Source organism: Bacteroides sp. ET225, from assembly GCF_024733745.1.
Classification (GTDB): domain Bacteria; phylum Bacteroidota; class Bacteroidia; order Bacteroidales; family Bacteroidaceae; genus Phocaeicola; species Phocaeicola excrementipullorum.
The window spans coordinates 1-24,053 of sequence record NZ_JANRHN010000044.1; the positions used below are offsets into that span (position 1 = coordinate 1).

At 46.8% G+C, this 24,053-nt stretch carries 30 protein-coding genes and 1 pseudogene; all 31 read right to left on the reverse strand.

Annotated elements, in window-relative coordinates:
• On the reverse strand, nt 1-358 hold a 358-nt coding region (locus NW212_RS13775; protein WP_258339207.1), incomplete at its 3' end, for a hypothetical protein.
• Complete coding sequence (locus NW212_RS13780; protein ID WP_258339208.1) at nt 355-1,188, reverse strand: hypothetical protein; 834 nt, start codon at nt 1,186-1,188, stop codon at nt 355-357. The genes NW212_RS13775 and NW212_RS13780, both read right to left, overlap by 4 nt.
• Nucleotide 1,189: 1 nt before the next feature.
• Nucleotides 1,190-3,949, reverse strand: coding sequence for a hypothetical protein (locus tag NW212_RS13785; RefSeq protein WP_258339209.1), 2,760 nt, complete (start codon nt 3,947-3,949; stop codon nt 1,190-1,192).
• 214 nt (nt 3,950-4,163) lie between these two features.
• On the reverse strand, nt 4,164-4,478 hold the full coding sequence (locus NW212_RS13790) for an SH3 beta-barrel fold-containing protein (protein ID WP_258339210.1): 315 nt from the start codon (nt 4,476-4,478) through the stop codon (nt 4,164-4,166).
• A 111-nt stretch (nt 4,479-4,589) separates the two neighbouring features.
• Nucleotides 4,590-5,120: an RNA polymerase sigma factor gene (locus NW212_RS13795; protein WP_258339211.1), complete on the reverse strand. Its 531-nt coding sequence runs from the start codon at nt 5,118-5,120 to the stop codon at nt 4,590-4,592.
• Nucleotides 5,121-5,338: 218 nt separating this feature from the next.
• A complete protein-coding gene (locus NW212_RS13800; protein WP_258339212.1) occupies nt 5,339-5,908 on the reverse strand; it encodes a hypothetical protein in 570 nt (189 codons plus the stop codon).
• A complete protein-coding gene (locus tag NW212_RS13805) occupies nt 5,905-9,744 on the reverse strand; it encodes a phage tail tape measure protein (RefSeq protein WP_258339213.1) in 3,840 nt (1,279 codons plus the stop codon). The genes NW212_RS13800 and NW212_RS13805 overlap by 4 nt, the downstream gene beginning before the upstream one ends.
• Nucleotides 9,744-9,902: a hypothetical protein gene (locus NW212_RS13810; protein WP_258339214.1), complete on the reverse strand. Its 159-nt coding sequence runs from the start codon at nt 9,900-9,902 to the stop codon at nt 9,744-9,746. The genes NW212_RS13805 and NW212_RS13810 overlap by 1 nt, the downstream gene beginning before the upstream one ends.
• Nucleotides 9,903-9,931: 29 nt before the next feature.
• Nucleotides 9,932-10,450, reverse strand: coding sequence for a hypothetical protein (locus NW212_RS13815; protein WP_258339215.1), 519 nt, complete (start codon nt 10,448-10,450; stop codon nt 9,932-9,934).
• Between the two features lie 48 nt (nt 10,451-10,498).
• Nucleotides 10,499-10,693 carry a hypothetical protein gene (locus NW212_RS13820; protein ID WP_258339216.1) on the reverse strand — a complete coding sequence of 65 codons (195 nt, stop codon included), beginning with the start codon at nt 10,691-10,693 and terminating at the stop codon, nt 10,499-10,501.
• On the reverse strand, nt 10,690-11,541 hold the full coding sequence (locus NW212_RS13825) for a hypothetical protein (RefSeq protein ID WP_258339217.1): 852 nt from the start codon (nt 11,539-11,541) through the stop codon (nt 10,690-10,692). Before NW212_RS13825 ends, NW212_RS13820 begins: the two co-directional genes overlap by 4 nt.
• The gene (locus tag NW212_RS13830) at nt 11,541-12,110 is read right to left on the reverse strand and encodes a hypothetical protein (protein WP_148328488.1); all 570 of its coding nucleotides are present in this window, start codon (nt 12,108-12,110) and stop codon (nt 11,541-11,543) included. Before NW212_RS13830 ends, NW212_RS13825 begins: the two co-directional genes overlap by 1 nt.
• Nucleotides 12,107-12,613: a hypothetical protein gene (locus tag NW212_RS13835; RefSeq protein ID WP_258339218.1), complete on the reverse strand. Its 507-nt coding sequence runs from the start codon at nt 12,611-12,613 to the stop codon at nt 12,107-12,109. Before NW212_RS13835 ends, NW212_RS13830 begins: the two co-directional genes overlap by 4 nt.
• A 9-nt stretch (nt 12,614-12,622) precedes the next feature.
• Complete coding sequence (locus tag NW212_RS13840) at nt 12,623-13,006, reverse strand: hypothetical protein (RefSeq protein WP_258339219.1); 384 nt, start codon at nt 13,004-13,006, stop codon at nt 12,623-12,625.
• Nucleotides 13,007-13,011: 5 nt separating this feature from the next.
• A complete protein-coding gene (locus tag NW212_RS13845; RefSeq protein ID WP_258339220.1) occupies nt 13,012-14,580 on the reverse strand; it encodes a phage major capsid protein in 1,569 nt (522 codons plus the stop codon).
• Between the two features lie 14 nt (nt 14,581-14,594).
• Nucleotides 14,595-15,653, reverse strand: coding sequence for a phage prohead protein (locus tag NW212_RS13850; RefSeq protein WP_258339221.1), 1,059 nt, complete (start codon nt 15,651-15,653; stop codon nt 14,595-14,597).
• On the reverse strand, nt 15,607-17,058 hold the full coding sequence (locus NW212_RS13855; protein WP_258339222.1) for a phage portal protein: 1,452 nt from the start codon (nt 17,056-17,058) through the stop codon (nt 15,607-15,609). The genes NW212_RS13850 and NW212_RS13855 overlap by 47 nt, the downstream gene beginning before the upstream one ends.
• Nucleotides 17,059-17,190: 132 nt before the next feature.
• Nucleotides 17,191-19,191, reverse strand: a complete 2,001-nt coding sequence (locus tag NW212_RS13860) for a PBSX family phage terminase large subunit (RefSeq protein WP_258339223.1) — start codon at nt 19,189-19,191, stop codon at nt 17,191-17,193.
• 95 nt (nt 19,192-19,286) lie between these two features.
• Nucleotides 19,287-19,811, reverse strand: a complete 525-nt coding sequence (locus NW212_RS13865) for a terminase small subunit (protein WP_258339224.1) — start codon at nt 19,809-19,811, stop codon at nt 19,287-19,289.
• A gap of 3 nt (nt 19,812-19,814) precedes the next feature.
• On the reverse strand, nt 19,815-20,021 hold the full coding sequence (locus NW212_RS13870) for a phosphoribosyltransferase (RefSeq protein WP_258339225.1): 207 nt from the start codon (nt 20,019-20,021) through the stop codon (nt 19,815-19,817).
• Between the two features lie 326 nt (nt 20,022-20,347).
• Nucleotides 20,348-21,121 carry an NAD(P)-dependent oxidoreductase gene (locus NW212_RS13875; RefSeq protein WP_258339226.1) on the reverse strand — a complete coding sequence of 258 codons (774 nt, stop codon included), beginning with the start codon at nt 21,119-21,121 and terminating at the stop codon, nt 20,348-20,350.
• Nucleotides 21,118-21,486, reverse strand: a complete 369-nt coding sequence (locus tag NW212_RS13880) for a hypothetical protein (protein ID WP_258339227.1) — start codon at nt 21,484-21,486, stop codon at nt 21,118-21,120. Before NW212_RS13880 ends, NW212_RS13875 begins: the two co-directional genes overlap by 4 nt.
• 65 nt (nt 21,487-21,551) lie before the next feature.
• Nucleotides 21,552-21,770, reverse strand: a complete 219-nt coding sequence (locus NW212_RS13885; RefSeq protein ID WP_258339228.1) for a hypothetical protein — start codon at nt 21,768-21,770, stop codon at nt 21,552-21,554.
• Complete coding sequence (locus NW212_RS13890) at nt 21,767-21,973, reverse strand: hypothetical protein (RefSeq protein WP_258339229.1); 207 nt, start codon at nt 21,971-21,973, stop codon at nt 21,767-21,769. The genes NW212_RS13885 and NW212_RS13890 overlap by 4 nt, the downstream gene beginning before the upstream one ends.
• Complete coding sequence (locus NW212_RS13895; protein WP_258339230.1) at nt 21,970-22,308, reverse strand: hypothetical protein; 339 nt, start codon at nt 22,306-22,308, stop codon at nt 21,970-21,972. Before NW212_RS13895 ends, NW212_RS13890 begins: the two co-directional genes overlap by 4 nt.
• Complete coding sequence (locus NW212_RS13900; protein ID WP_258339231.1) at nt 22,305-22,499, reverse strand: hypothetical protein; 195 nt, start codon at nt 22,497-22,499, stop codon at nt 22,305-22,307. Before NW212_RS13900 ends, NW212_RS13895 begins: the two co-directional genes overlap by 4 nt.
• On the reverse strand, nt 22,496-22,921 hold the full coding sequence (locus tag NW212_RS13905; protein ID WP_258339232.1) for a hypothetical protein: 426 nt from the start codon (nt 22,919-22,921) through the stop codon (nt 22,496-22,498). The genes NW212_RS13900 and NW212_RS13905 overlap by 4 nt, the downstream gene beginning before the upstream one ends.
• The gene (locus NW212_RS13910) at nt 22,902-23,315 is read right to left on the reverse strand and encodes a YopX family protein (RefSeq protein ID WP_258339233.1); all 414 of its coding nucleotides are present in this window, start codon (nt 23,313-23,315) and stop codon (nt 22,902-22,904) included. The genes NW212_RS13905 and NW212_RS13910 overlap by 20 nt, the downstream gene beginning before the upstream one ends.
• Nucleotides 23,316-23,328: 13 nt before the next feature.
• On the reverse strand, nt 23,329-23,490 hold the full coding sequence (locus NW212_RS13915) for a hypothetical protein (protein ID WP_258339234.1): 162 nt from the start codon (nt 23,488-23,490) through the stop codon (nt 23,329-23,331).
• 26 nt (nt 23,491-23,516) lie between these two features.
• A pseudogene (locus NW212_RS13920) lies at nt 23,517-23,708 on the reverse strand (radical SAM protein); the annotation flags it as partial.
• Nucleotides 23,709-23,710: 2 nt separating this feature from the next.
• On the reverse strand, nt 23,711-24,053 hold a 343-nt coding region (locus tag NW212_RS13925), incomplete at its 5' end, for a hypothetical protein (protein ID WP_258339235.1).

The window sequence follows — 24,053 nt, forward strand, 5'->3', positions numbered from 1 at the left end:
TCCCGACGTTCCTGACCTGTTCCGGAATCTTCGCTATCGCCGTTTCAAGCGTGTATTCGTTTGTGCCGCCAATGCCTGCACCGGGGTGAAAGACCGAAACGTTATATTCCGTCGTCATTTTGTTAATATGTCCGGTCAGCACCTTGTTGGAAAGGGCCCTTTCGGATATATTGGAAAACTCCTTGTCCACAAAATGCTTGGAAAGGTTTTCTGCGCTGATTTTCCTTCCCTTACTCAATTCTACAAAGTCACTGTCAGAACACTCCGCCGTTTCGGACAACTGGTCCAAAGTCAAAGAGTTCGTTTTCAACGCCTGCAACACACCGGCTACTATTTCCTGCTTTTCCTGTTCTGTCATATCATTTTAGGTTTATTGTCATTTCCTTCATCAATGCTTCTGAATGTCATGGAATCCACTCTTCTCAAATAAAACTGTACGCGCTCTTTCAATTCGGGATCCAGAATATTGACAGGGCGCAATGCCTGTTTGAACACGTACGACTTCAATCCCTCTACAAGAACATTCATTTCCGGAACACTCGATTCCGAACGGACATACCTTCTTCCGTCAACATAAAAGAACGCACAGCACAATATCCGGTTGAGCTTTTCAGCGAACCAGACAGGACACCCTGCAGGTCCTCCAAGAGTAAGCGTCTTCTGCATGTTCTCCATGCCGTATATATCCAACACGTCATTTTCCGACGTCGTGTATTGTTCGTTGTCAACCCCGAAAATCCAGTCGTCGTCCTTAAATCCGCCCGGAACACGGAAGTCAAAGAAATAGGGCATCCCGTCAATCACAAAGACGGCATCTCTCCTGAGCCTGTTGGTGAGGTTTGAATACTGTATCAGCACCGTGTCCTTGATATTCCGCGTAATTCTGAACGGCTCGCTTTCCATTCCATTCACACCAACAACATATATGCCTTCATAAAGGCCGAAAAGTTCGCGGAAAAACAGAGTTTCCCCAGAATTCATCTTCCAAGAGAGCATGGCTATTGCAGTCCTTGTCCCATGCAATACGTCATGCAGATACACTTGCGGAGACATGTTCCCGTCCGTGGAGATAACCTGCAATAGAATGCGGTCTTCAGGAGAGAATGTCTGTACGTATCTGCTTTTTATCCCGGTAGAGTCAGTAGAGGGATTGAAGAACAGCGGCGTAAAAGGGCTTATTCTGTACATGTCAACACTCAATCAATTCATATTCCAATTTTTCGTCACGGCCGACCCCTATATCCAGACCGCTGACGAATCCTCTGCATGTCCGGCCGTTCCACTCAAATTCCACATATCCGCTCCAGTCTTCCGGAAGCGACATGTCATTTGTGCTCACCTTGATGTCCCCTTCACGGAAAAGCGGGTTCTCAAGCGAAAAGTTCCTGTATATCTGCCTTGAATCAATCATGATGCCTTCAAGGACATTGCTTGACGCATATATCAGCGACGGGGCGAACGAAGCGAGATACCTTTCATTCGCAGATACCAGAAACTGGGGGGCAAGAGAAGCATTAAAGACGGTATCGGTAAACACACCCGACACGGACACGCTGCGGTCCGGTTTATAGCACTCCTCCCCTTCGTCCGCCGCAACAAGAAAAACATTGTTGTCGCTCTCCGTATCGGAAGTGTCCTCGTTCCGTTTCTGTGCAAGCTCCTGGAATCCGTAGCTGTCCGCACGGTACGGACAAAGAAAATCCAATGTCTGCTCCTTCAGGTTCAGTCCGGTGGAGTAGTTCATTGTCCTGTTGAACTCGTCCCTGCCGTTGTTGCCCAAGTCATATTCCTGATCTTCATATCCGACCTTCACATCCGAATAGATGCGCTGTGCGGAAACGGAATATGAAGGCTCGCCGGTTATCTCCAGCCTCTTGGCCGGCTTGTCTGAAAAAACAGAGCTTCTCGGAACGAACCGCACGACATACCTTCCCCCGCCGCCACTCCTCGGAACATCCGTTCCCCCGCCGCTTCCCCTTTCCGGAAGGTCGGGTACGGTACCGGAATACATGAGCAGCCGGTTTCCGGAAACGGCGACATAGCACATTCCTCCGTCATACAGGCTTTCATCGGACATATCCACAAACACGGCTCTCGGATTGAGCCTTCCGTCCTTCTGGTACGATTCCGAATCAGGAAATATCCCGTAATATCCGCCGTCGTCGCCATGATAGAGAAACCTGCCGTCCTGGCGGCCGCACATTATCCGGCTGCGGTCAAGAGTCCCGCTGAAAGTGCCGCTGTCGGAAACGCTCCCGGAAAGAAATCCTCCGAATGCGGCAAGATGATTATATCTCGCCAGATCAAGGGTTCGGAGAGTATAGTCCTCCAGACGCTTGTTCGGAGTATCGGTTATATAGAACTTTCCGCCTACAAGGTCAAAGAGAACGTTATCGTCGTTTACTTCATATGTGAGCAGATTGAAGATAAAATACTTGTCCGATGTCGGAAAAAGGCCGAGATAATAGAAGCCGTCGCTTCCCAGTCCGGCAAAATACCAGTCTTCGCAATACTCTACCCTCACCAGACTGACTCCGTCCGGCATCGTAACATTGTTATCTTCCTTATAAGGCAAATCGGAACTCGTTTTCCCGTAACGGCAGACTTCATCGGCATCAACGGCGATATCTTCGACTTCATAATCCTCCGAAACATCCGTACCACCTCCGTCATCCCCTCCGGAACCGCCGTCTCCGATATCGCCTCCGGCATCGTCAGGCTCTATCACATACACAAGTCCGGCAACGGTTTCCAGGAACTTGCTGAACTCTCTGAAAGAAGTGCGCAGTTTAGCTTCTGAAAAGTTCCGGATCGATTCACCGGCAACCAGAAGGACATTGTCCGACATCGAACGGATATCCCCCCTGACATACTGCGACATGCCCATTTTGCCTATAAGCGCATCCAGCACGGACAAAGGCTTCACCACATCGATATAGCTTATTTCACCCGTACTTTTCCAGCGCACACTTCCAAGATCGTAGAACCTGAACGAACATACTCCAAGACTGGTTACCGATATGAACTGGAGCCGGTGAAGGCACAGCTGGAGCCTTTCCCCGGGAACGAGCCCGACGGAAAAGCCGGACATGTGTCCTATCTGGGCAGACGCCACCTGCACCGGATCACCCGAAACAGGAATCCTGTAGACGGAAACCATCAGGTCAGCAACGCTTCCCGTCACCTTGTTGGCTGCCTCAACCTCAATTCCGGCAAAATCCACATCAAGCGTCACATCACGGTTAGCCTCAAGGAAACAACTGTCCCTGTTCCTGTTCGGCTCTGCCGTCAACCATGAAGAACTCATGTCTATCTTTCCGGACAACGCTTCCGTCTGGTCATGAAATGTCACGTCACCCTCAAGCTGCACGTCAGTTTCGGCATACGACACCGGAGGGAAGTAATATACATAGCCGCTGCAGTCATAGTTTTCCCTGACAGTGTATGATTCATCGTCCACGGAACTTCCGGCAAAGACGAAACGTGCCGTTGACAGCAGGCGCACCCCGTCAAACCTCAGACGTTTCGTTTCCTTTATTTCAGAAACCGGAAGTTCGAACTTTGTGCCGTTGTTGGCTTTGAGAACGGCGGCGACCGAATTGTCCAGACAGCCGATTTCCGCCGTATATGTGTCGCACTTGAATGTGGAAAAATCGAACGGACATTCAAACAGAAGGCTGTATGTCCAGTCCTCGTTAAGGCTGTACACGGCGAACGCTCCGACAGACTTCAGCCTGTTGCGGCCATAATACTCGACAATCCTGTCCCGCGCATCGCCGACAAGGCTGACGGAACTTCCGCATTTCCGTATCACACCGCCATAGTCCGAACGGACATAGGACATCTTCAACTCGTCAAGATTCGATATTTCTGAAGAGATGTCCACACATGAGGGGGAGTTGATGTCCACACTGTCATGCCCCAGAACCATATAATACTTGCACTTCATACCAGCGGATATTTCGTTTCAAGCAAATATAAGGAAATAGGGAACATCATTACGGTTTCCCCTGTTTCTTGAATCCGTCCGCCCACTGCCATTCGAGCATAAAATTTTATATATCAACAACTTGCAAACAGAAAGTTCGTCTGACCATTTTGCCGGACAGACAGCGCATCTCCGGCAATCCAGCCTCCTGCGGCAATGCCGCAGGAGGAGGACTTCAATAAATCGTCACGAGGTTCTCAATCCTGAAACATCTGAATTCAGACTTGTCCACGTCATAATAAGTGAAAGTCCTGTATCCCGGCTTCGCCACCCTTTTCCCATACGGAAGATTATGCAAAGTCCCGTTCGCATGTCTGACGGTTCCGTCAATCTTCTGATAGGCGAACCTGACGATGCCGGCTCTCATCCGCTTAGCGAGCCTGTAAAGTTCCCATGCCTTCATAAGACAGACCGGCCAGGCTTTTCCGGTTGATTCCGCAAGCCGGTGCGCATACATCATGACTCTTACTCTGAACCCTTTCTTTTCCATAATGACAATAATTTATATGTTTGACTTCCAATTCATTACATCTATAAAGATAGTTCAGAATATCCGTTTTTGCAAACGGAAACTTCGCCATGACAAACGGACAAACCATTATTAACTTTTGAATGACAGACGTTTCCTTATCATGTTCCTCGCATATGAAATCCGGCTCCGGACCGTCCCGCAGGGTATTTCCAGCTCATGCGCTATCTCATCGTATGAATACCCTTCCGCATACATGAGGGCGCAGTCCACGGCACAGGACACTTCCCTGCATTCCTCTATTATGCGTTCCAGTTCGTTCACCAGAAGCATGTCGTCCGCACTTCCCGGCGAGGCCACGACGGAAGCCCTTTCTTCGGATTCGAACCTCACCGACGAATTGCGGTTATATGAGGTTATGTACGTATTCAGCATAATCACGCTGCACCACGGCCTGAAAGACCTTCCTGGATCAAACTTCCCCTTGTTGCACAGAATCTTGCATATCGTCTCCCCTGCAAGGTCTTCCGCATCCATCGCATTGCGGCAATACTTCTTCGCCAGTCCCAGTATCCACCGATACTGCTCAACCACGGTCTGCTCCAGTTCCATGCCCGCGGCGTATTTCCATCCTGAATCCGGATTCGTTTCTCTGCCTTTCAACGGACTTCCTGAGAGATTCTATAAGGAAGTCCGGATTTCCGGCAAGGTCATGAAGCATACCAATGATTACGTCACATTTCCTTTCTATACGGGCAAGGAAAAGGCCCGCTTCAACTTTATTTTCCATGTCTTCTACGATTATTAGTGTAACCGTTGTTACTAAGGACACGGAAAATAATTCGGTACGGAATCAAAAAAACGGGCGAGAATCCCCTCCGTCACCTGCGGCGGAGCCTTCCCTTTATCTCAACGTCAGCCTGATGCAGCATGTTCGCATAGATGCCCGCAGTAGTGGTCCTCGGATCGATATTCATCTTGAAATAGGTCATGAGGAAGGCAATCTCCCTGTCAAACGAGTTTCTGACCTCATCCGGTGTCCGCCGGACATTCCCGGAGCCTTCACTGCTGTCGTCGATGCGTTTCTGAAGATACCGGACCTCCGCAAGGATACGGCCGACCCTTTCCTGCATCTCCTTATGTCCTCTCTCTTTATATCCCATTTCCGAAAGCAGGGTAGCGACATCATCATCCGCATTGAGGGAAAGCAGCGCGTTCATGATCTTCGCGACCGTCATCCTGCATTTCAGCTTGACCCGTTCCTCCTTGTCCATCAGCGCGGCTTCCGTTCCGGAAGGGTTCACTATGCACTGATAGGAATAGAGCAGGTCTGCCGCTACCCTGTCAAGTTCCGGACCTTCCTCTTCGCCTTCTTCAAGCAACACCTTTCTGTTCCCACATACCATCTCTATGAAATCACAGAGAGGAAGCCTGCTCAATGTGTCTGTCATATCCTCGTCCTTTTATACAGTTCATACTGCGCAGCCCGTGCGTCACGGTGCTGGCTCTTCATCAGCATACGCACATCCTTGCGCAGACCTTTCATCTCACGGCTGAGACCGCTGTAGTCATTCACTACAACGGTTCCGGAACTGTTGTCATTCACCAGATACGGGATATCGGAACGCACGTCATCCCACCTTGTGATGTCGCTGATGTCCGGAAAGACCTCCGCGCCTTTCGGCAGGTCTACAAGGGTCGGCCTGTCAGGGGTAATCCATGAACTGCCGCCGAAAACGACAAGCTCCGGCCTTCCGCCATCCCCGACAACCGCCAGCCCTCCCACGTGTCCCCCGGCTTTCGTGCCTTCCTTGTATGCCGGAATGGGAGTGGCCGCAATGGTGGCCACCTGAACGGCTCCCATAGCAGCGACAACAGCAGCCATAACAGCTCCAAGAACAGGTCCCAATTGCCATGCTTCCATTATACCACGTGCCGTTGCAATTCCAGTCTGTGCAATCTGCACGGCTTTATCCCACTTAGCCTGTTTCTGCTGCAACTGCACTTTCTTTTTCTCAAGTTCCTCATTCTTCCTTGACGTTTCAACTTCAGCAGCTCTTTTCCTCGCTTCCGCCTCTTCTTCTGAAATGGCTCCGCTCTCGGCCAGCGCGTCGGCACGTTCCACTTCGGCATTGTAGGCTTCCTCGTTGGCTTCCTGCTGATTTTCCAGTTCTTCGATGTCACGCTGATACATCGTAGAAGCGAAGTCGGCAATCGTGGAAAAGGCATCCATAGCAATGTTAATGCTTTTCTGGATTCTTTCATTCCGTTCATCCTCCATATCCTCTTCCTTTTTCTTTACTCTTTCCATTTCATTTATCTCTGCATCAGCTTCAGCCTTTGCCAAATCCTCTTTCGCCTTCTGCAACTTTTCGGCTATGGCTTCACGTTTATCAGCATTCAATTCCTCGACTGACAATTGTTCCTCCAGTGAAGACACTGTAGCCTTGGCTGTATCAATGGCGTATTTTTCTGTAAGCATTGCTTTCTCATTCTCGTATTCTTCCCTGCTGATCAGACCGGAAGCAAAAGCCTTTTCCATTTCCTTCATCTCGGAATTGTACTGGGCATTGCGTACAACCTGCTGAGCCGCCGCCGATTTGGCGATTTCCTCAACTTCATCGGCCGCATACTCTTCATAAAGCTTACGTTTCTCGTTCAAGTATTTCTGTTCGATAAGGCTTATATCCGCACCGTTGCTTTCAGCCGCTTCAATCTCAGCCTCTTTCTGCCTTTCCAGTATTTCAAGACGTACAGACAATTCCTCTTCACTGCCCTTCTCCACTGCGGCCAGACGGTTCTGAAGGTCAGTGTCAATGCGTACCTTCTCATAGCTTTCCGAAGCCTCCGCCAGCTCTTTCTCCATTTCCTGCTGAAGGGACTTGCGCAGTTCAATTTCGGCCGAAGAGTTCCCCTTCACCTCACTTATCCGCCGTTCATATCCGTTCCTGATTGTCGCGAGTTCCTTTTCCAGCCCTTCCTCCATGAGTGCGATGCGGGATTCCTGCAGGGATTTCTCAGCCTCGATACGGCCCTCCTTCTCTTCGTCCGTCTCTTTAATATCATCATTCGTTTTCTTCGTACCAGTATTACCGATCGAGCTCAAATCCTGCAACTGCTTTTCAAGAGAAGCCTTTATCCCAGTTCCTTTAACCAATTTATCCAATGCATCGTCAAGTTCGCCTTTAATGACACCAATATCCCTTCCACCGACAACAGCCTCAGAACCTCCCCACAGAAAATTCTTCCAGAACTCTTTCCACCTTCCACGCTCTTTTTCGCCATATTCGATACGAAGCCTGTCATAATCACTCGAAGCCTCGGACAAGAAGCGTTCATTTTCCGACAACAGTTTTTCTATATCCTTTTTTCGGCTTTCCAAAGCGGCCTTGTACGCTTCGCTCTCATCCATTCCCTGATACTCGACATAAAAACCTTTGACAGTATCTATGCCCTTTCTGTTGGTTTCAAAAGCTTTTTCCCCCGTAGCCGCGCCCTCCCGTTCCGCCTGTTCCAGAACTTTGTATCTTTTTTCATCGACGGATGTGCGCAGTTTGTTTACCTGGCCGATAAGGTCTGTCAGGACAGTATTGACAAATGTCTTTATTTTCACCGTCATCGTTTCGAACGAACCGCCTGTCGCATCGAACAATTCAGCTACCGCAACGCCCAGTTTCTTTTGGGATTCTATCATGTCCTCCTGGGCCTTTCCGAGTTCCCCGGCTTCCTCCTTCACATCGCCAAGACTGGTCTTGATGTCCTTCAACGTCCGGATGTACTGCAATCCGGCATCCTCTCCCGGACCGCCGAAAATGTCGGCGAGTGCGGCGCCGACCTCAGCGGAAGACTCCGGCAGTTCGTCCAGCCGTTCCGAAACCATCCGGATAATGTCGAAGGTGGTCTTCTGCCCCGTCCTCAACTGCTCCTGAACCTCATCGGCGGATATGCCTATGCCTTCCAGCGCGGCGGCGGTAGCGTCCGTCATCTCACGGATACGGATGTTCCCTTCCTTGATGACATCCACTCCCTTGTCGGAATATATGCCGGACTTCGCAGCCTGTGCGGTAATGGCTATAAAGGCCTCGGCAGATATGCCCGCCTCCCTGAAATACGCAGGATATTCACGCAGGGTGTCCAGAAACTCGCCGTTCGCGTCAGCGCCGGCTATGAAACCGTCCCTGATCAGCCCGATTGATTCCTCCGCCGATATGCCGAACTGCTTGGACAGCGCATTCGCCCCGACAAGGACTTCACGGAAATCCTTGTTATAGAAATCGGCCACAGACTGGACTTCAGTTCTGTAAGCCTTCAGGTCATCCCCTGATTTCTGAGTGAACTGCCGGGTAAGCCTCGTGGCCTCCGTCAGTCCCTTGTTGTAGTTCACCCACCATCCGATGCCTGCTCCGGCAGCCCCGGCAGCTCCAAGTCCCAACAGCCACTTATTCTGGAATATCTTTCCTATACCGGACAATCCTTCAAGCATACTTCCAGCATTACCAAGAGATTGAAGGGAATCACCAAAACTTCCTGATATGATTCCAAAGCTGCCCATAGAATCATTAAGATGGTTTAGTTCCATCCATGCAGCCTTAACCTCTTCCTTGTAATTACCGATGGTCATCTTCTGCTGCGTGTACCGGTCACTGTTACGCTTAATGTAATCTGTGTTTACGCCTATGGTAGAATTCAGCTTACCGAGCGTATTCCTGTAATCCTCATCAGTATCACGAACAAGCCTGACAGCCTGACGCAATTTCTTATTAACTTCATTTGCTTCCTCAATGCTATGCACTTCCTTATCGGATAGCGAAATCGCTTCCTTGATTATCCTGATGCGCTCCTCCTCGGTCATGGTAGCAGACTTTCTTGTAGTGTTCGCAGCTTTCTGGGACTTATTCATTGCCTCCTCAGCCTTTGCAGCCTGCTGCATTGCCTTTGATGCTTCTGCTGATGCCTTAGACAATTCCTTAACCTCTTTTGTACTCAGATTTTCCGCATCTGCTTTTTCCTTTATCTTCTTCATAAGTTGTTCGGCAACCTCAGATTGTTTTCTGAAAGCTTCAGTCAATGAATCAGATGCAGATGATACATTACGCATCTGGGTATTATAGACATTCTGCAACTTGTCAAGGTCTCCCTTACATCTGACTTCAATTGTCAACCCTTTAGCAAGTTCCTTTGCCGCTTTGGCATAGGTACCCTTTATTTTTCTTATCTTCCCATCCAGTTCTACTAATTTCTTGAACGATTCCTCATCAACGAAATCTTTTAATTTAATATCTGCCATTACAAATAATGTTTATATTCAACAATAGTACCATATATCTCTGTGCCTTCTTTATCAAAGGCATACGTACCGTCTTTCTTCCGGTATATCACATAGACACACCCTTCCATGACGGCTGCCTTCTTGGCAAGCATGGCTACATGCTCATAATCAGACATCCTTTTCTTATTCTCGCAACTGCATCCCATCAGAACCCATACTTTTTAAAGAAACTACCGACAAACGGCTCAAGCAATTCAATAATTATATATTCCCTGGCATCCATACCAAGGTTAAGGATATTGTCACCGTACTTCCTGACTATGTCCGGACCATCTGAAAAACCTACTGTATTGATTGAAACTTTTCCACCATTGACCGTAGCACGGATACTCTCATGAAACGTACCAGTGATATACAGGTTAGGGATATCCACAGGTCGTGGTGGCAAGTTAAGGCGCGGACTGGTTACAGGTGGAGTTAATTTCTTCTTCCATTCGATATAACCGTCCGAATCGTGGTACCATCTTCCCTTTATATCAAAGAATGGATCATCAGAGTATGAAGGTCTAAGGCTGTTGGTGTCACCATCCAGTCCCGAATACAACTGTTCGCCTATCAAATCTTCAACAACAGATTTGTTTTGCGTCAAGCATTCGGCAACAACATTCTCTAGTCCAGCCACTATACTATGAATAGAATGTTCCAGTTTCTCAAAATCAGCCATAACAATAAAAATAAAGCCGGACTAATGCCCGGCTCAGTTACTTACCAACTACTTACTTGTCTCGGCAGCGGCTACCTCCTGTTTAGGCTTGCCAACGATACTGTCATATACATCAGACAGTTTCTTTTTCCTGTCGTTCTCCTTTATGGATTGCCACAGTACGCCGATATGGTTCTCAATAAATTTTTCCTTGGTGACCTTCTTAACCTCGGCCACAACAAAGGTTACTCCATCTACTCTCATGCTGACACTTTTACAATTTTGACAAATTCAACCCATTTGATATCGTTAGTGTACAAGACAGACGGCTGTTTCACTGAGATTTCGCCCTCACCAGGAGTAATGGTGAGATAACCATCCTCATACGAAGCTGATGTAACCCCATCAAAGACCCCAGATGCACCTGCGGACAAAGCAGTGGCAAATTCAGCAGTTCTGTCATAACCGCCGACGCATTCAATAATCTTGAATTTGTTATTCTCATCTTCAACAAGCATGACCTCAGTCAATCCCTTAATCACATTCGCCGGATTGAAATCCAACTTTAAGTAGTCAAAGTTCAACTGGCTATCTTCTGCATCCATGTGGCAGAAGTTTACCGTCATACTTGACTTCGCACTGCTTGTGCTGAACGGTGTGGCACCTGGATATACTGTTGACATCGGAATTCCGGCAAGAATATCAGTTCCATCATTGTAACCGATAAGCATTCTGTTTGAATCCCAGAAGTACACATCCCATTCCTTGTTAGCACAACGCAACAGCTCAGCATTCAGAATTTCATCAAAACGAGGAAGCGTGAAAGTATCTGTCTGGGCGTTGAGGCCATTGTACTGGTTCGCTCCGTATCCAACAGCACTAACCTGAGCTTCACCCCCAGACTTAGCATATTCGACAAACGTATGGATTGGATAAATTCTGTCCGGTCTGTCAGCATGGCACATCTTCTCCAGTTCATCTGCCGTAATTTTCGCAGGAAGTTTAACTCCATGCTCTACAAGTATTGCTCCCTTAACCTTACCCCAGTCCACCTTACAGGCCGAACCGCCGGTATTCATTTCTGCGCTTTCGCAAACTCTTGTATTTCTCATTATCTACAACAACTTTGATTTTTAACTATTAACTCCATCGAGCGGATATTTATGGCGTCAATGGGCTCGCTCACTGCCTCTCCGGATTCCGTAAAGGCTCCGTATCTGCCATACGAGTAGTTTTCGGAATAATCATGCGGAATGATGTTGTCATAATCCATATCGAACCTTCCATCATTCTTGATAACCTCAATCAATCTTTCATAAACCGGACGAAGAATGTTGATGAATGAAGCATACAGACGCCGTTCATTGCTCCAGTTCTTAGTTGATGAACATGCTATAAGGATATTAAGTGAAACCTTTGAATAATAGTCCGGACTGTCTCTCTTCTCTGTAACAGGACAGAACAGCACTACAAGCGGGAACTTACGTTCTGATGTTGAAGGCACCTTGCTGTATTCATCAAGTTTATCCTTCACATACTGGGCCGAACCAAATATGTAGTTCAGTTCCGGATTCTTCACTTCCTCGAACCTGTCATTCTCGATGTCAGCAGGCATTACGATGGTAAGGTTCCCACTCATTTCCTTTACTACATCCCCAATAATTTCAACGATACCTTTCATAAGTTGAACCGGTTAATCTTATTCAACATATTTGTCTGCGTAACAAGATCTATCGGACAATTACCATCACGCGCCCACTGGATGAACTTCACATTAGCGGAAACCATTCTGTTCCATGCAACGACCTGGGCATTGACAGGTGAAATGTACTCATTGGCACACTTCAGCCGGACATTCCCGGTTATTGTAGCTTCCGATGAGGCGTCACGAAGTATGTGGTACAGCACGAAATCGGCAAACGGCTCTTTCAATTTATCGCAAACGGCTTCATACTTTGAAGGTTCGCCGCCAGCATCTTCACCGACAGGCATATCAAGGAAATCCATAGCATAGGATGCTTCCTTTTCCCCCAGCATCGCATCAAGAAAGACTGGTTGCAATTCCTTGATGTAAGACTCTATCACTCCTTTTACTGCGAGTGAATCTGCACCTGCAGTATTGGAAATTGAAGCGTTCTGGATATGACGGCTTCCCGCTACAAAATATGACACATCTATCAGCATGACAATTCCTTATTTTTTCGATTTCGAAGCAGAAACTTTTTTCTCGTCCTGAACATCGGCTGCCTTATCATCCTCGGAAGAAACCTCCTTTGTGTCGGTCTGTCCAACCTTTTTATTGTCCTCTTCCGGAACATCCTTAGTATCATCCGCATGTGAATCAAGTTCTGTCAGTTTGGCTTTCAGTCCATCAATCTCTTTCTCGTACCTCTTGTTCTTCTCAGAAAGTTCATCAATGACTTTCCGCTGGCTCTCGAATGTCTTTTTGACATCCTCTTCCGAAACAAGACCAGCTTCCGAGACCGGGGTGACAGTTATCAACCCACGGCCAATACGGATACGCTGTTCTTTTATGACAGATTCAAGAGCCTTCCTATCTCCATCAAGCAAATACATAGGCATCATGATATAGTGATAGCTTCCTTGAGTGAAGCAAGGCTGCCATAGGCGAATGCCCACGGCATATATACCGGGAAAATCACCTCTTCCTGAGCAATGAGGACAACTTCGTTCTGCAGCTTGCTTTCCACATCCTCAGCCCATTCAAGAGTCAAAGAGGTGTAATCCACAAGGGAAGCGGCCATGTTGAAATCACCGATAAGATACTTTCCCGGCAGAATGTTGTTTGTCTCGATAATAGGACGTCCTGCAATGTATTTAACGCCTCCTACCGTCTGGATAATACCAAGATTACGTCCGGTTGTGTCCTTTTCGCTTTCCATAGCGTTTACAGTGATAGGATTCAATGCAATAGCATTCGGCGTGTACTGTGCGTATGTCATTACAGCAAAACCGGTCTTGACAACATCCAGCGAGTTAGGCTCTTCTACTGACTTGAACGCGCCATCGCTTACCTTGAAGGTCATTGATGCGGCAGAACTCTCTTCCGAATATGCAACGCCCTTCAGGAGAATCTGGCGGTCATTAATCTTAATCAGCTGATTTGCACTATTAAGCGCTGTAATTCCGGTGGCGCCAGTAAAGGTGATAGTCATACCATCGAGAATCAAGTCCTGCGGATTGGCAAACTCTACAATCGTATCCTTGTTTGAGTTGTATCCGGATACAGACTTGACGGAACCTGCAACACCGCTTACAATAGAATCGCTGATGATTTCCTCAATGGGCAACACTCCTGAATGGTTGACAATACCAAGCAGGTTTTCTCCATTGCCGTCACCAAACAAGATATTCCAGTCCTCTGCATTGTATACAGCCTCAGGCAGCATCTTCAGGATGAATGAACGGATGAACACACGGCTCTTGAGCATTCTCTTTGACAGACGGATATGGGTACCGAGGCGCTTTGTACCAGTCTGTTGTTCTTTTACCTTAAGGCTTGATTCAGGCAGTTTTCCGTTTTCAGTGACATAACGCGCATTCCTGTCAAAATCATACACCTGAGTGAACGCAAGATTCGGGTATTTCGGATCTCCCTGCAATGTAGTGATGACATCACGCATATGGATACGCTTGTTCGCCACCTGTGAAACGACACGATTCTGCTGCTGAGTAGTAAGGTGGTCTCCTGTATAGTTATCTGTCATTGATACAATGTCCTTCAAACAGAAACCTTCAAACACACCCGACTTACGGCAATTACCAGACGCGAATTCCTTGAATTTCTCTGAATCAAGCATTTCGTTCAGTTTTTCATCAAACTTGTTGATAACTTCCATGCCGATACCTTTAGATTTCAGCTTCTCGATAGTCTCACCAAGACCTTTAACCGTTTTAATGAGTTCCTCGTTATCCTTAGCAAGCTGCTTGAACTTCTCATCATCATAGCCGTTCAGCTTTTCGTTGAGCCCCTTCAATTTGCTTTCCATATCTTCCGATGAAATAACCCCTTCCATCGCCTTGTTGATAACATCACACATCATCTTAGTGATGTTGTTCATGAATGTAGCCTGTTCCTGTGGCAGGCCGTCAGTCTTAAGACCGAAATCAGCAACTGTAAATTTCTTCATCTTCAATTAAAAATTTAATCATTATTACTAAATACCCCGTTCAGAGAACCGAAGAAAGAAGTGCTTTCGGCGGCTTTTTTCTTCACATCACCGTCTTCGTTCGCCCCTTCAGTTTTTCCCCGAGTGTCGTTTGACGGCTCAGACTTTCCGGAGAAGACGTTAGTATTATCCTGCAACAAGGCATTGCTTCTATATACTCTCCCATAACATGCCGGACAACGGACGTATGCCATGAAATTCTGTACTGATTTTTCAGTCAGTTCCTGACCTTCAGATTTGACAGAATCAATGAGTGCAATCACTTCTGCACGTACTTCCGGTTCCAGCTTGTCTATCTCCTGGCTTACAATACGGTCAGTCAACCATCTTGAATACATGGCAGCATTTTCCAGAACCTGCTGGGAGAATGTCACCTCATTCTGTGAATCATAGTCGAACTGATGGCCGCAATGGGGACAAGTAACCACGTTGCCTCCATTAATCGCTTTAAGAAGTAGATTCAGTTCCATATCATATTGTTTTAATCGTTCTTCCGAATAATCGGTATTCCTGAACGCTTTCCGGACAAATTCAATGGCATCTTTCACCTGCTCCTGTGTACCTGACTTTAGATTGACAAGGAATGTCTGAGGATTGCTTCCCCAGCTTGTCAGAGTAGAATACTCGAACATCTTCCATTCAAGTACCTTGCACGGGTCAGTCTCGTCACGCTTGATTGCTTTCACACCGATAGAGTGTTCAAGTGTTCTTCCATTCTCCGCATACAGCTTGTAATCCGCCAATGTATCACGTCCAATCTGCTTCTCAAGATTAAGCTGGCCAACCATGATTAGGTTTCCTTCTTTTTCTTCTCCACTAAGTGGAACGCCAAGCAACTGGTCTGTACGGTGATTCAGAAACCATCTCATCCTGCCGATATTTTCCTTCAACGTCTTATTAAAGGAACCAGGCATGGAAATGTCGTTCTGTGAGTCTTTCACACCGATACCGTTCACAGCTACCGTTACGATACCCTTCTCATCCACATCATTCGCCTTCGTCTTGTACTGTAGGCTCTTGGTTTTCTCTTCCATTTTCAACTTCACTTTTTGTGTTAAGACTAATTACATTCTTTACTATCTCTCTCTCCTCGTCTGACATCTCGAACAAAGTCTTGTCAAACATAGGTTCTTCGAATCTGCTTTCCTTAATTTGCGCCCTCCAGTCGTTTATGCTGATGAGGCCGCTCAGGAACTGTTCCTTACATCTAGTATTTATAAGTGTTTTCACTTCCTCTGCCTCTTTCAATCCCTGTTGCAGGCAATCCACATCAGAGAAATCACAATCCAAGTAATAACCACCTTCCTCAAGTCCAAGAAATGCAGAGAGTTGCTTGCAGAATTTCTTGGCCATCGGTATGATGGTAGATGTATATACAGCCTTTTCCGCTGTTGCCTGATTGCTGAATGTCGCCTGGTCCTTACGCGGTACCAGCACTGAAGGAATACCGTATGCTCCGGCTATCTGTATAGCATCAGTCAGGGTTTCTTCAAATGGCTGCAACTCACTGATGGTAAGGTTTGTCCTAACGAACGACAGAGGAACATCACTTAAACCATAAGGAAGTCTACGTTGGTCCAGCCCGAATTTTCCAAAATGGCTGTCAAGTATTTCCTTCTTTTCATCTTCTGTCATTGCTGCGGTACCTGCTTCATCCTTCTTGTTTGATACCAGGAACCCCAAACCACCACGTTTAACGTAAATCACGTTTCTTGCTTCATATACAGCAAGAAGGTTGGAAATAGGTTTCAGATGAGCAGCCAACCTGCTCTGTGATTTCAGGAATCCGTTTATTGACATATATTCTGGTGAGCCGTCACGGTCATGCCATATCTGATATGAAGGAATTTCCATCGTACTCACATATCCGTAATTAAGCCGGTAACAACGGATAATATCATCTTCAGATGCTATTCCGAAGATTGGAATATTGGCACCGATGTTAGGCTCTACATTCACAAAATCAGCAGGAAGTTCCCAGAAATTGTCACACCATTTCCACTTAGGCTGGTTCTTGAATGTTTCTCCCATAGCTGCACGAAAGAAGGCATTGCCAGTACACAGCTTATACACGAAGTGGGAATATATCATCTCGTTCCAGGACATAAGACAATTTGGCTTTGTGAGAATCTGGTTCATTCTCTTGTTCTCCCAGACCACGCTGTCATCCTTTACCTTCTTCAATTGAAATCCGGAACCTGATATACGTGAAGCAATGTAATCAATCGGAAAGAATACTTCTGGAACTGAACGGAACAGTTCCATGTAATTATGGCCGCAAACCAGTGGGGATACGAACAACTCATATACGTCACAACGGTCAATGTCACCACCGGATTTTACACCCTCCTTTGGCGTTGACACCGTCTGTGGTTCACCGGCCATTTTCAGTCCGGCACAAACCGGAATTGTATCCTGTTTTAAAATTGTATATCCCATAGTTTATCCTTATATGACAAAGATAAATTATGGGTATATACGATGTTAGAAATCAAAAAATCTTGAAATGTACGAGGCAAGAAATATACATCATAAAATACTATATATCAAATAATTGTAAAGATTTAGGATTCATCCTAATTTTATGACAGTATATGCCATACCGCTCAATAGAGCACTGGCTCCGCTTATATTTCCCTCATTGTAGTCAAGGACTTCAGTTATGAATGCCATATACTCATCATTTTCCATTCCGGTTTCGGAAAGCAGAAAGTATGACTTGATGAAATCAGACGTGGCAGCTATTCTCTTGTCCATATCCTGATATTCTTTCTTAATCCTTACTTCCGGAAGCGTATTTCTCAGCTCCCTTGCCATCTGGTAATATGCAGGTGACGATTCTACAATGTACGTTCCGGCATCATGTGAACAGATAACCGACTTCATTTCTTCGAGTGATACCGTTTCTTTCATGACAAGGTCAAGAACATGCCATTTTTCTCCGCATCTGGCAACCTGGCACATATAGAACCTTCCTCCAATATTCGGCATGATGTACACAATCTTCTGTGAATACTGATACTCAACTGAAGGATTGAAGAATCCGAACACGCTTCGGTCAGAATACATGTTACGTTTACGCCGGCTTGAGAACCGGGAGTATTCCTCGTACATGATGTCATGGACAACATATCTCAATGTATCCGTCAGGTGCCCGTGTTCCTCATAGGATTGTTTCGTTACGCTGTCCTTTGTCTTTGTCTTGAGTATTGCGCCATTGGCATCCTTCTGGACGCTCTGGTAGTCCTCGATTGATACCCTGCATCCATCGTCTATGCTTATGCTGAGGCCTGGCAATGATTTCTCAAAAACAGCATTGACAAACTCACCGGTCATTGATACGGACGGGTTCCTGTTACCGACCTTATCCTCAACAATCCAGTTGTCTTTCTTCAATGTTTCGATGAACAGGTCCATGAAAGACCGCTTGTCATCGTCAATGGTATTTGCAGATTTAGCCGATGAATCGCCATGCAGATATACTTTGTCATCATAGCCGAATTCCTGCAGCCGCTTGGACACGAGTTTTGCGGCACGTCTTGCGCTGTTGTTCGGACTTCCTGCCGTGGTCTCAGCAATCTGGTACATATCCTTACCTTTGCTCAAGTCTGCCTGCCAGTAGCTTACAGATATGTACGGCAGCACGTTGCTGTCGACAGAAAGGTGTATAGGTAATCCTGGGATGTAATGATACTCACCGCTATTCTTTCCTACATTGAACGAACCGAGGAACTCGTTTCCGGTCTTAATTACACCCCACTCTCCCAACGCATACACGTTGTAGTAGTCCGGATCATGGATACGGTCATGTTCGAAATCCATAACACACTGCTCGTCGTAGTATCCATACGTTCCGTCAGGGGAACCGACGACCCAGAAGTTATTCAGATAAGTTGTCTGTATCACTACCATGTTTGGAGGATATTCCTCTATTTCCTTCGTCATAGGATTTACTATTGAGCGTCCCTCGTTCATCTTCAAAGACTTCACCTTTGTCAGTTCTGCAGGCATTATCCGGCCGCCAATCTCCACAGACATGGGGACATCATGCAGCTTCTCGTTGTCAAGCCAGTCCTTCTTTATCCAGTGGGTTTCACTGATAGGGTTGAAGTCGGCAATAATCTGCTGGCCCTTCTTGCCACGCAGACGCTTGCGGATCTGTTTCAGGTCTGCATATTCAAATTCGGACAACTCTTCAAGCTGAACCCGCTTATAGTTGCTGATACCCTTAATCTTTTCCGGATCGTCCAATCCGGAGAAATCTATCCTGGCTCCGTTATACAGGCACTTGATTACATTCTGATTGAACTTGAAATGTTTTGCAATACCCAATAACGATGCCGCCACCTTATAGTCTTCGTAGATAGTCTTGCTGATGGATGCTCCGACCTTTCTCATCACAAGCGTATTCTCACCATCCTGAAGCGTCTGTATCAGAACGCACTGTGCCACGCTGAAAGACTTGCCCGATGATGAACCGCCATACAGGATGATGAATCGCAGTGCAGCGTCATTGAAATATTTCAGCAGATAGAAGGCGTTCGGATTGAGTTTCTTGTGATTGACTATCATAGAAGGCTACTTTTGTTCTATTCTTAATATTTTCCGTATTGCATTTTGTATAACCCCCGATATTTTTCTAACAATGATATTCTATTTTTCATATTCTATTCACTTTCATCGTCAAAACCTATGCGTATTTCATTGGCTTTTGCTCCATCCTTCCCGGTCAAAGCTATCTGTTGAGGGGCATTCCATCCGTTCATGCTGGCCAGAAGTTTCGCGGCTTCAACCTTTCCATTGAACTCATAGCTTACCTTTCCCTTGTCGTTGCTTATCTTCTTCATTGCATTTCTCGCCCTCTTAGGCATCTGGCCGGGAGATTTCAGCCTTATCTTTCCGGTAACCGGGTCCACAATATACAAATCGTTCGGGTCCATCATGACAATATCCATGAGAACCTGTTCCACCTTATCACGGCTAACTTTCGATGCTTCTGCACGTTGTGACCTCAGTTCATCTATCCTTGCTGCAACCTTGCTGTTTGCCAGCATCCGGCTCGCATTGCTCCAGATTGTCTCAGGCTGCATCTTTGATGCGTCATAAGCCATTCGGTATGCTTCACTCGCATTTCCGTCACAGTCAAGGTAATAATTGCAGAACTTTTCCTGTTTTTCCGTCAATTTTCTCATAGGCTAATGGTTGTTAATGCCGACGATGCAGATTACCTGTTTCCGGTCTTTCAGCAGATCGTAGGCTGCCGTTAATGTACTTCCGGTCGTGCAGATGTCGTCAAAGAGTATTATTCTCGGTTCCTCAATGGGCCGGAAAAGATAAAACTCCGGGTTGATACGTGTCCTGTTGATGCACTGCATCGCCGATTCATAGAATCTAATTTTCACCTCCCGGGCAATTTTCTGGCAAATGTCAGTGGCGAAATGATACCCTGTGACGTGCCTGCGCTTCGGTGCGGTGATTATACACCACTCATCGTCCGGCCGCACTGTCGAAAGGATAAATCCGATTGCGGAAGCGGCAATGGCTTCTGCGCATTCACCCGAATTCTTTATTTCATCAAACGAAAGTCCTTCCTTCGTCCTATTGAAAAGGAGATATGTAATAAAACCCGCCCTTACGATGGATTCTTACTTCAGGCCGCATGTTGCAGAACCTTTCGTGTTTCCTCCAGCCGCGGGCGGGTTTGTCCCAATCATCAATCCTTATCTTTCTACCTTTCCTCACAGCCAAAAACCTTTGCTATCCCTTTACTGATTGAGGTGTAATCCAAAGGTACAGAAAAAATGCCTTCATCGACCGACTGTACAGGATTGTCAAATTCCCTTCTTTCAGGAACGCACTGAATATCAATACCATTATATTTCCTAACTTCCTCTGCAAATTGCATGATCGTACATGATTCAGGATTGACAATGTTAATCAGCTTCTTGCCAGAACCTATCGCATATATCAACCCCTCCACCACATCATCTATGTAGGTGAAGCACCTGGTGTTCATTCCCCCGTTATACAGACTGACCTTTTCCGAATTCATGAGCGTATAGAGAAGAGTTCCTTTTCTCGGTTCAGGCCCGTACACATTGTGAAGGCGTACACCGGTGGCTTTCCTGCAATAGATTGAAGCATATACCTCATCAAAATATTTACTGACACCGTACATGCTTGTCGTGTTGCACGGATTGGCGGCAGATGAACTTGCATACACAAGTTTCACGCCGAAGCGGGCGCATCCGTCTGCTACCGCAACGAAGGAATCAACGTTGTCATGAAGTATTTTCTCATGATCCGCATTAAAGACGCTTGTCTGCGCCGCAAGATGGATTACGGCATCGACTCCGCCTCCGGCCAGAAGGCACGGAACTCCGGAGGCTTCCGCTCCCAGCACACGGTCTATGCCGACCACTTCAACACCACGGCTCCCCAAAATCCGGCAAAGGGCTTTCCCTATGAATCCCTCACTGCCGGTAACAACTATCCTCATCATCTTTCCTCCCCCTTCATGTTCAACTCATATTCATGCCTGCTTATCCGTCTGTAACCGATGACCAGAGCCTCATGTCCGGAGGTCATGCGCGAAATGGCCTTCTCGATCTCGTCAAGGGACACACGCTCCCCGAACCGGAGGAACACCCGGCCGTGCCGTCCGTCCGCAATGAAGGACACGAAATAGAACGCGCCCCTCTCCATGAACAGGAAACGGCATACGGCAGCCGCAAGCGCCGCAGCAGCCGGGACGACGGCCCATGCGGATTCCAGAATCCCGGCCGCATACGCCGCCGCACAACAGACGGCCATGAATGCGGCCGCTTTCATAATAGTGCTAACACCATTTTTAGTTCTCACTTTCATACTTATCCTTTCTTAATATTAATATCCAATCATTTTCTACCGGTCTCCTATCTTTCTTTCCATAATCACTCCTCCTTTCTGTATAAATCCAAAATCTTTATCTGATACGTGTTCTTTCTCCTGACATTATGTGCCGCTTCATGTACCGTTTCACGGGACGCCTGCCTAAGCATTTCAATTTTAAACTTCCTGTCAGCAGCTTCATCAAATGCCTTGTCGAATCCGTTGTTGACAGCTGTAGTATCTATCATTACAACCATCACGTATATAAGTGTATCTATCATAGTTTATCTTTTTTCGGTTTATACTCGTCCGTTTTTTCATCATACTCGTAGCAGTCGGAGCAGTAGAGCTTGCCGCCGATTTCCCGCCAATCATCGACTTCCATTGCAACACTGAGGGCTTTATCGGGAGTTCCCCATACCCAGTCGTTGCTTTTCCCACATCTGTCGCAAAAGGCCTTGTAGCATATCACTTTCTGTATCATTTCTCACCTCCTTTCTTCAATTCGGAAATGAGGGCATCAGCTGCATCTACAGCGTATTTAGCAAAGTTGATTCTGTCTATAGTGAAGTCATATATAGAAGCAAATACTTCTTTCGCTACTTCATATCTTCTCTGTTCCCAATCAATATCCGGACTTAAGACTTCTTCCACGTCCTCGAAGTCCCATGCAAGGTTAAGCCCTTCCACTTTCACGCATTCATTGCCTTTTGAATCAATATATGACACAGAATCGTACTTATCACGTTCGGCACCCATAAGGTTGTACCATGCTACCACATCGACTATCTCTCCGGTTTTTCTAATCCTCTTTTTCATTTAGTTCCCTCCTTTACTTCGATAAATAGTTCGCATTTCCCGTCCTCATAACAAGGCTCAATCCAATATTTCGGATGATAATCCTCCATCAATGCTTTCTGGCCTAAGATAAACCGCTTGCATTGCTCGCGCAGAGGGCAATAGCCGTTGTCATGGGTCATAGCTTCGCACATATCCATGTCGCAACTCATTCCGTTTCCTCCTTTCTTTCGGGAAGCAAATCGTCCAAATAAGCGTATTCCAATACATCGGAAAGCGCATATTCAAGACTTGATGTGCTTACAAACCCTATATATTCGTTGGAATAGCCTACTACGTCAAATTTACCGAAGCGATAGCCTCTTTTTGTCTTAGCTACTACAGCAACATTTCTCGTCAGTTCCTCTCCGTATGCTGACGGCTTGTGCCACACGGCGTTGATGCGCCACTGGGCACCTACAAAGAAACCTTCGTTGAAATCATCCGCGCCGCAATCCTCTTTGCAATCAAATGCAGAATTATGACCGTTGCAAAACTCACAATAGTCACGTTCTTCACACGGGTATTTGCCATTACATTGGAAATGGTCTTGTACGGCTTCTTTTGCCGCTTTTTCAATCTGTTCTCTTTTCATTGCACACCTGTTTAATTTTATCGATTAATTCTTTATTGTCGTGGATATTTCCGGCCACGGTCATTTCCAAATTGATGCGAGATGGCAGAAAACCGTAGTCCCTTTCGCCTTCGGTGAGGATGAACGCCCCGTCCTTGTACCGTACCCATGCGAAAACTTCAAGTCCCGGGAAACCACAGCAGGACATTAATACGTCATCCTCATATATTTCCGTTCCGTTCTTGTCATGCAGTCCCGTGAACTGCCCGACCGTTTCCGGATCGACTTCATACCCGGCGACCATCACGCGCGGCTCCAGCCCTTCACGGGTGATCTTCTGATTGTGGGCAAGATCGCCGTATGCCCATTTGCCGGAGAACACGTCCTTTCCCCTGAATCTGATTTCTCTTTTCATATCTCAAAGTCTTTTAAAATTCAATTCTGAAATCCTTGTTTCTCAATGTCGGTCTTTTGCTGACCACAAAGTCGCGCAGCTCTCTCTCGGCAACCGGAAAGAGAGGGCAGTATTCATATCTCAGCGTGCATACGAACCTGCCGTCCAGCATCACGTCAAATGTCAGTGTTTTCATTTCTCAAAATTTATTTTCTGTTGTAATACCTCGTCCGCATTGACATAATAGCCGTAGCCGGGGGTGAAGGTGAACACCTTGGCCATATAGACCTTGTCGTAACGGCTGAACGGGGTGTACCATTCGACCGCATCTCCCCGTGACTTGTGCCATGCGGACAGCTTCATCAGCGCAAGGTTGGGATAATTGCTGTCTACAGCTATCAGTCCTATATTCATGGTCATTCTTCACATTCTACCAGTTTCCCGTCTTCCAGACGATACCATGTATCCTCCTTGATGTTCACCCCGTCAACGATTCCGCAAGCCCAGTCAGTGACCTCATAACGGTCATGCTCCTCAACCCATTCAATGTTCCGTGCAACCAGAACGCAGCCGTGACCGCCTCTGACACGTCCTTTGTTAGATACTATGGCTGCACCGCAGTTCCCTGCATTGGCTGCACCGCAGTCCCCTGCATTGGCTGCACCGTAGTCCCCTGCATTGGCTGCACCGCAGTCCCCTGCATTGGCTGCACCACGGTTCCCTGCATTGGCTGCACCGCAGTTCCCTGCATTGGCTGCA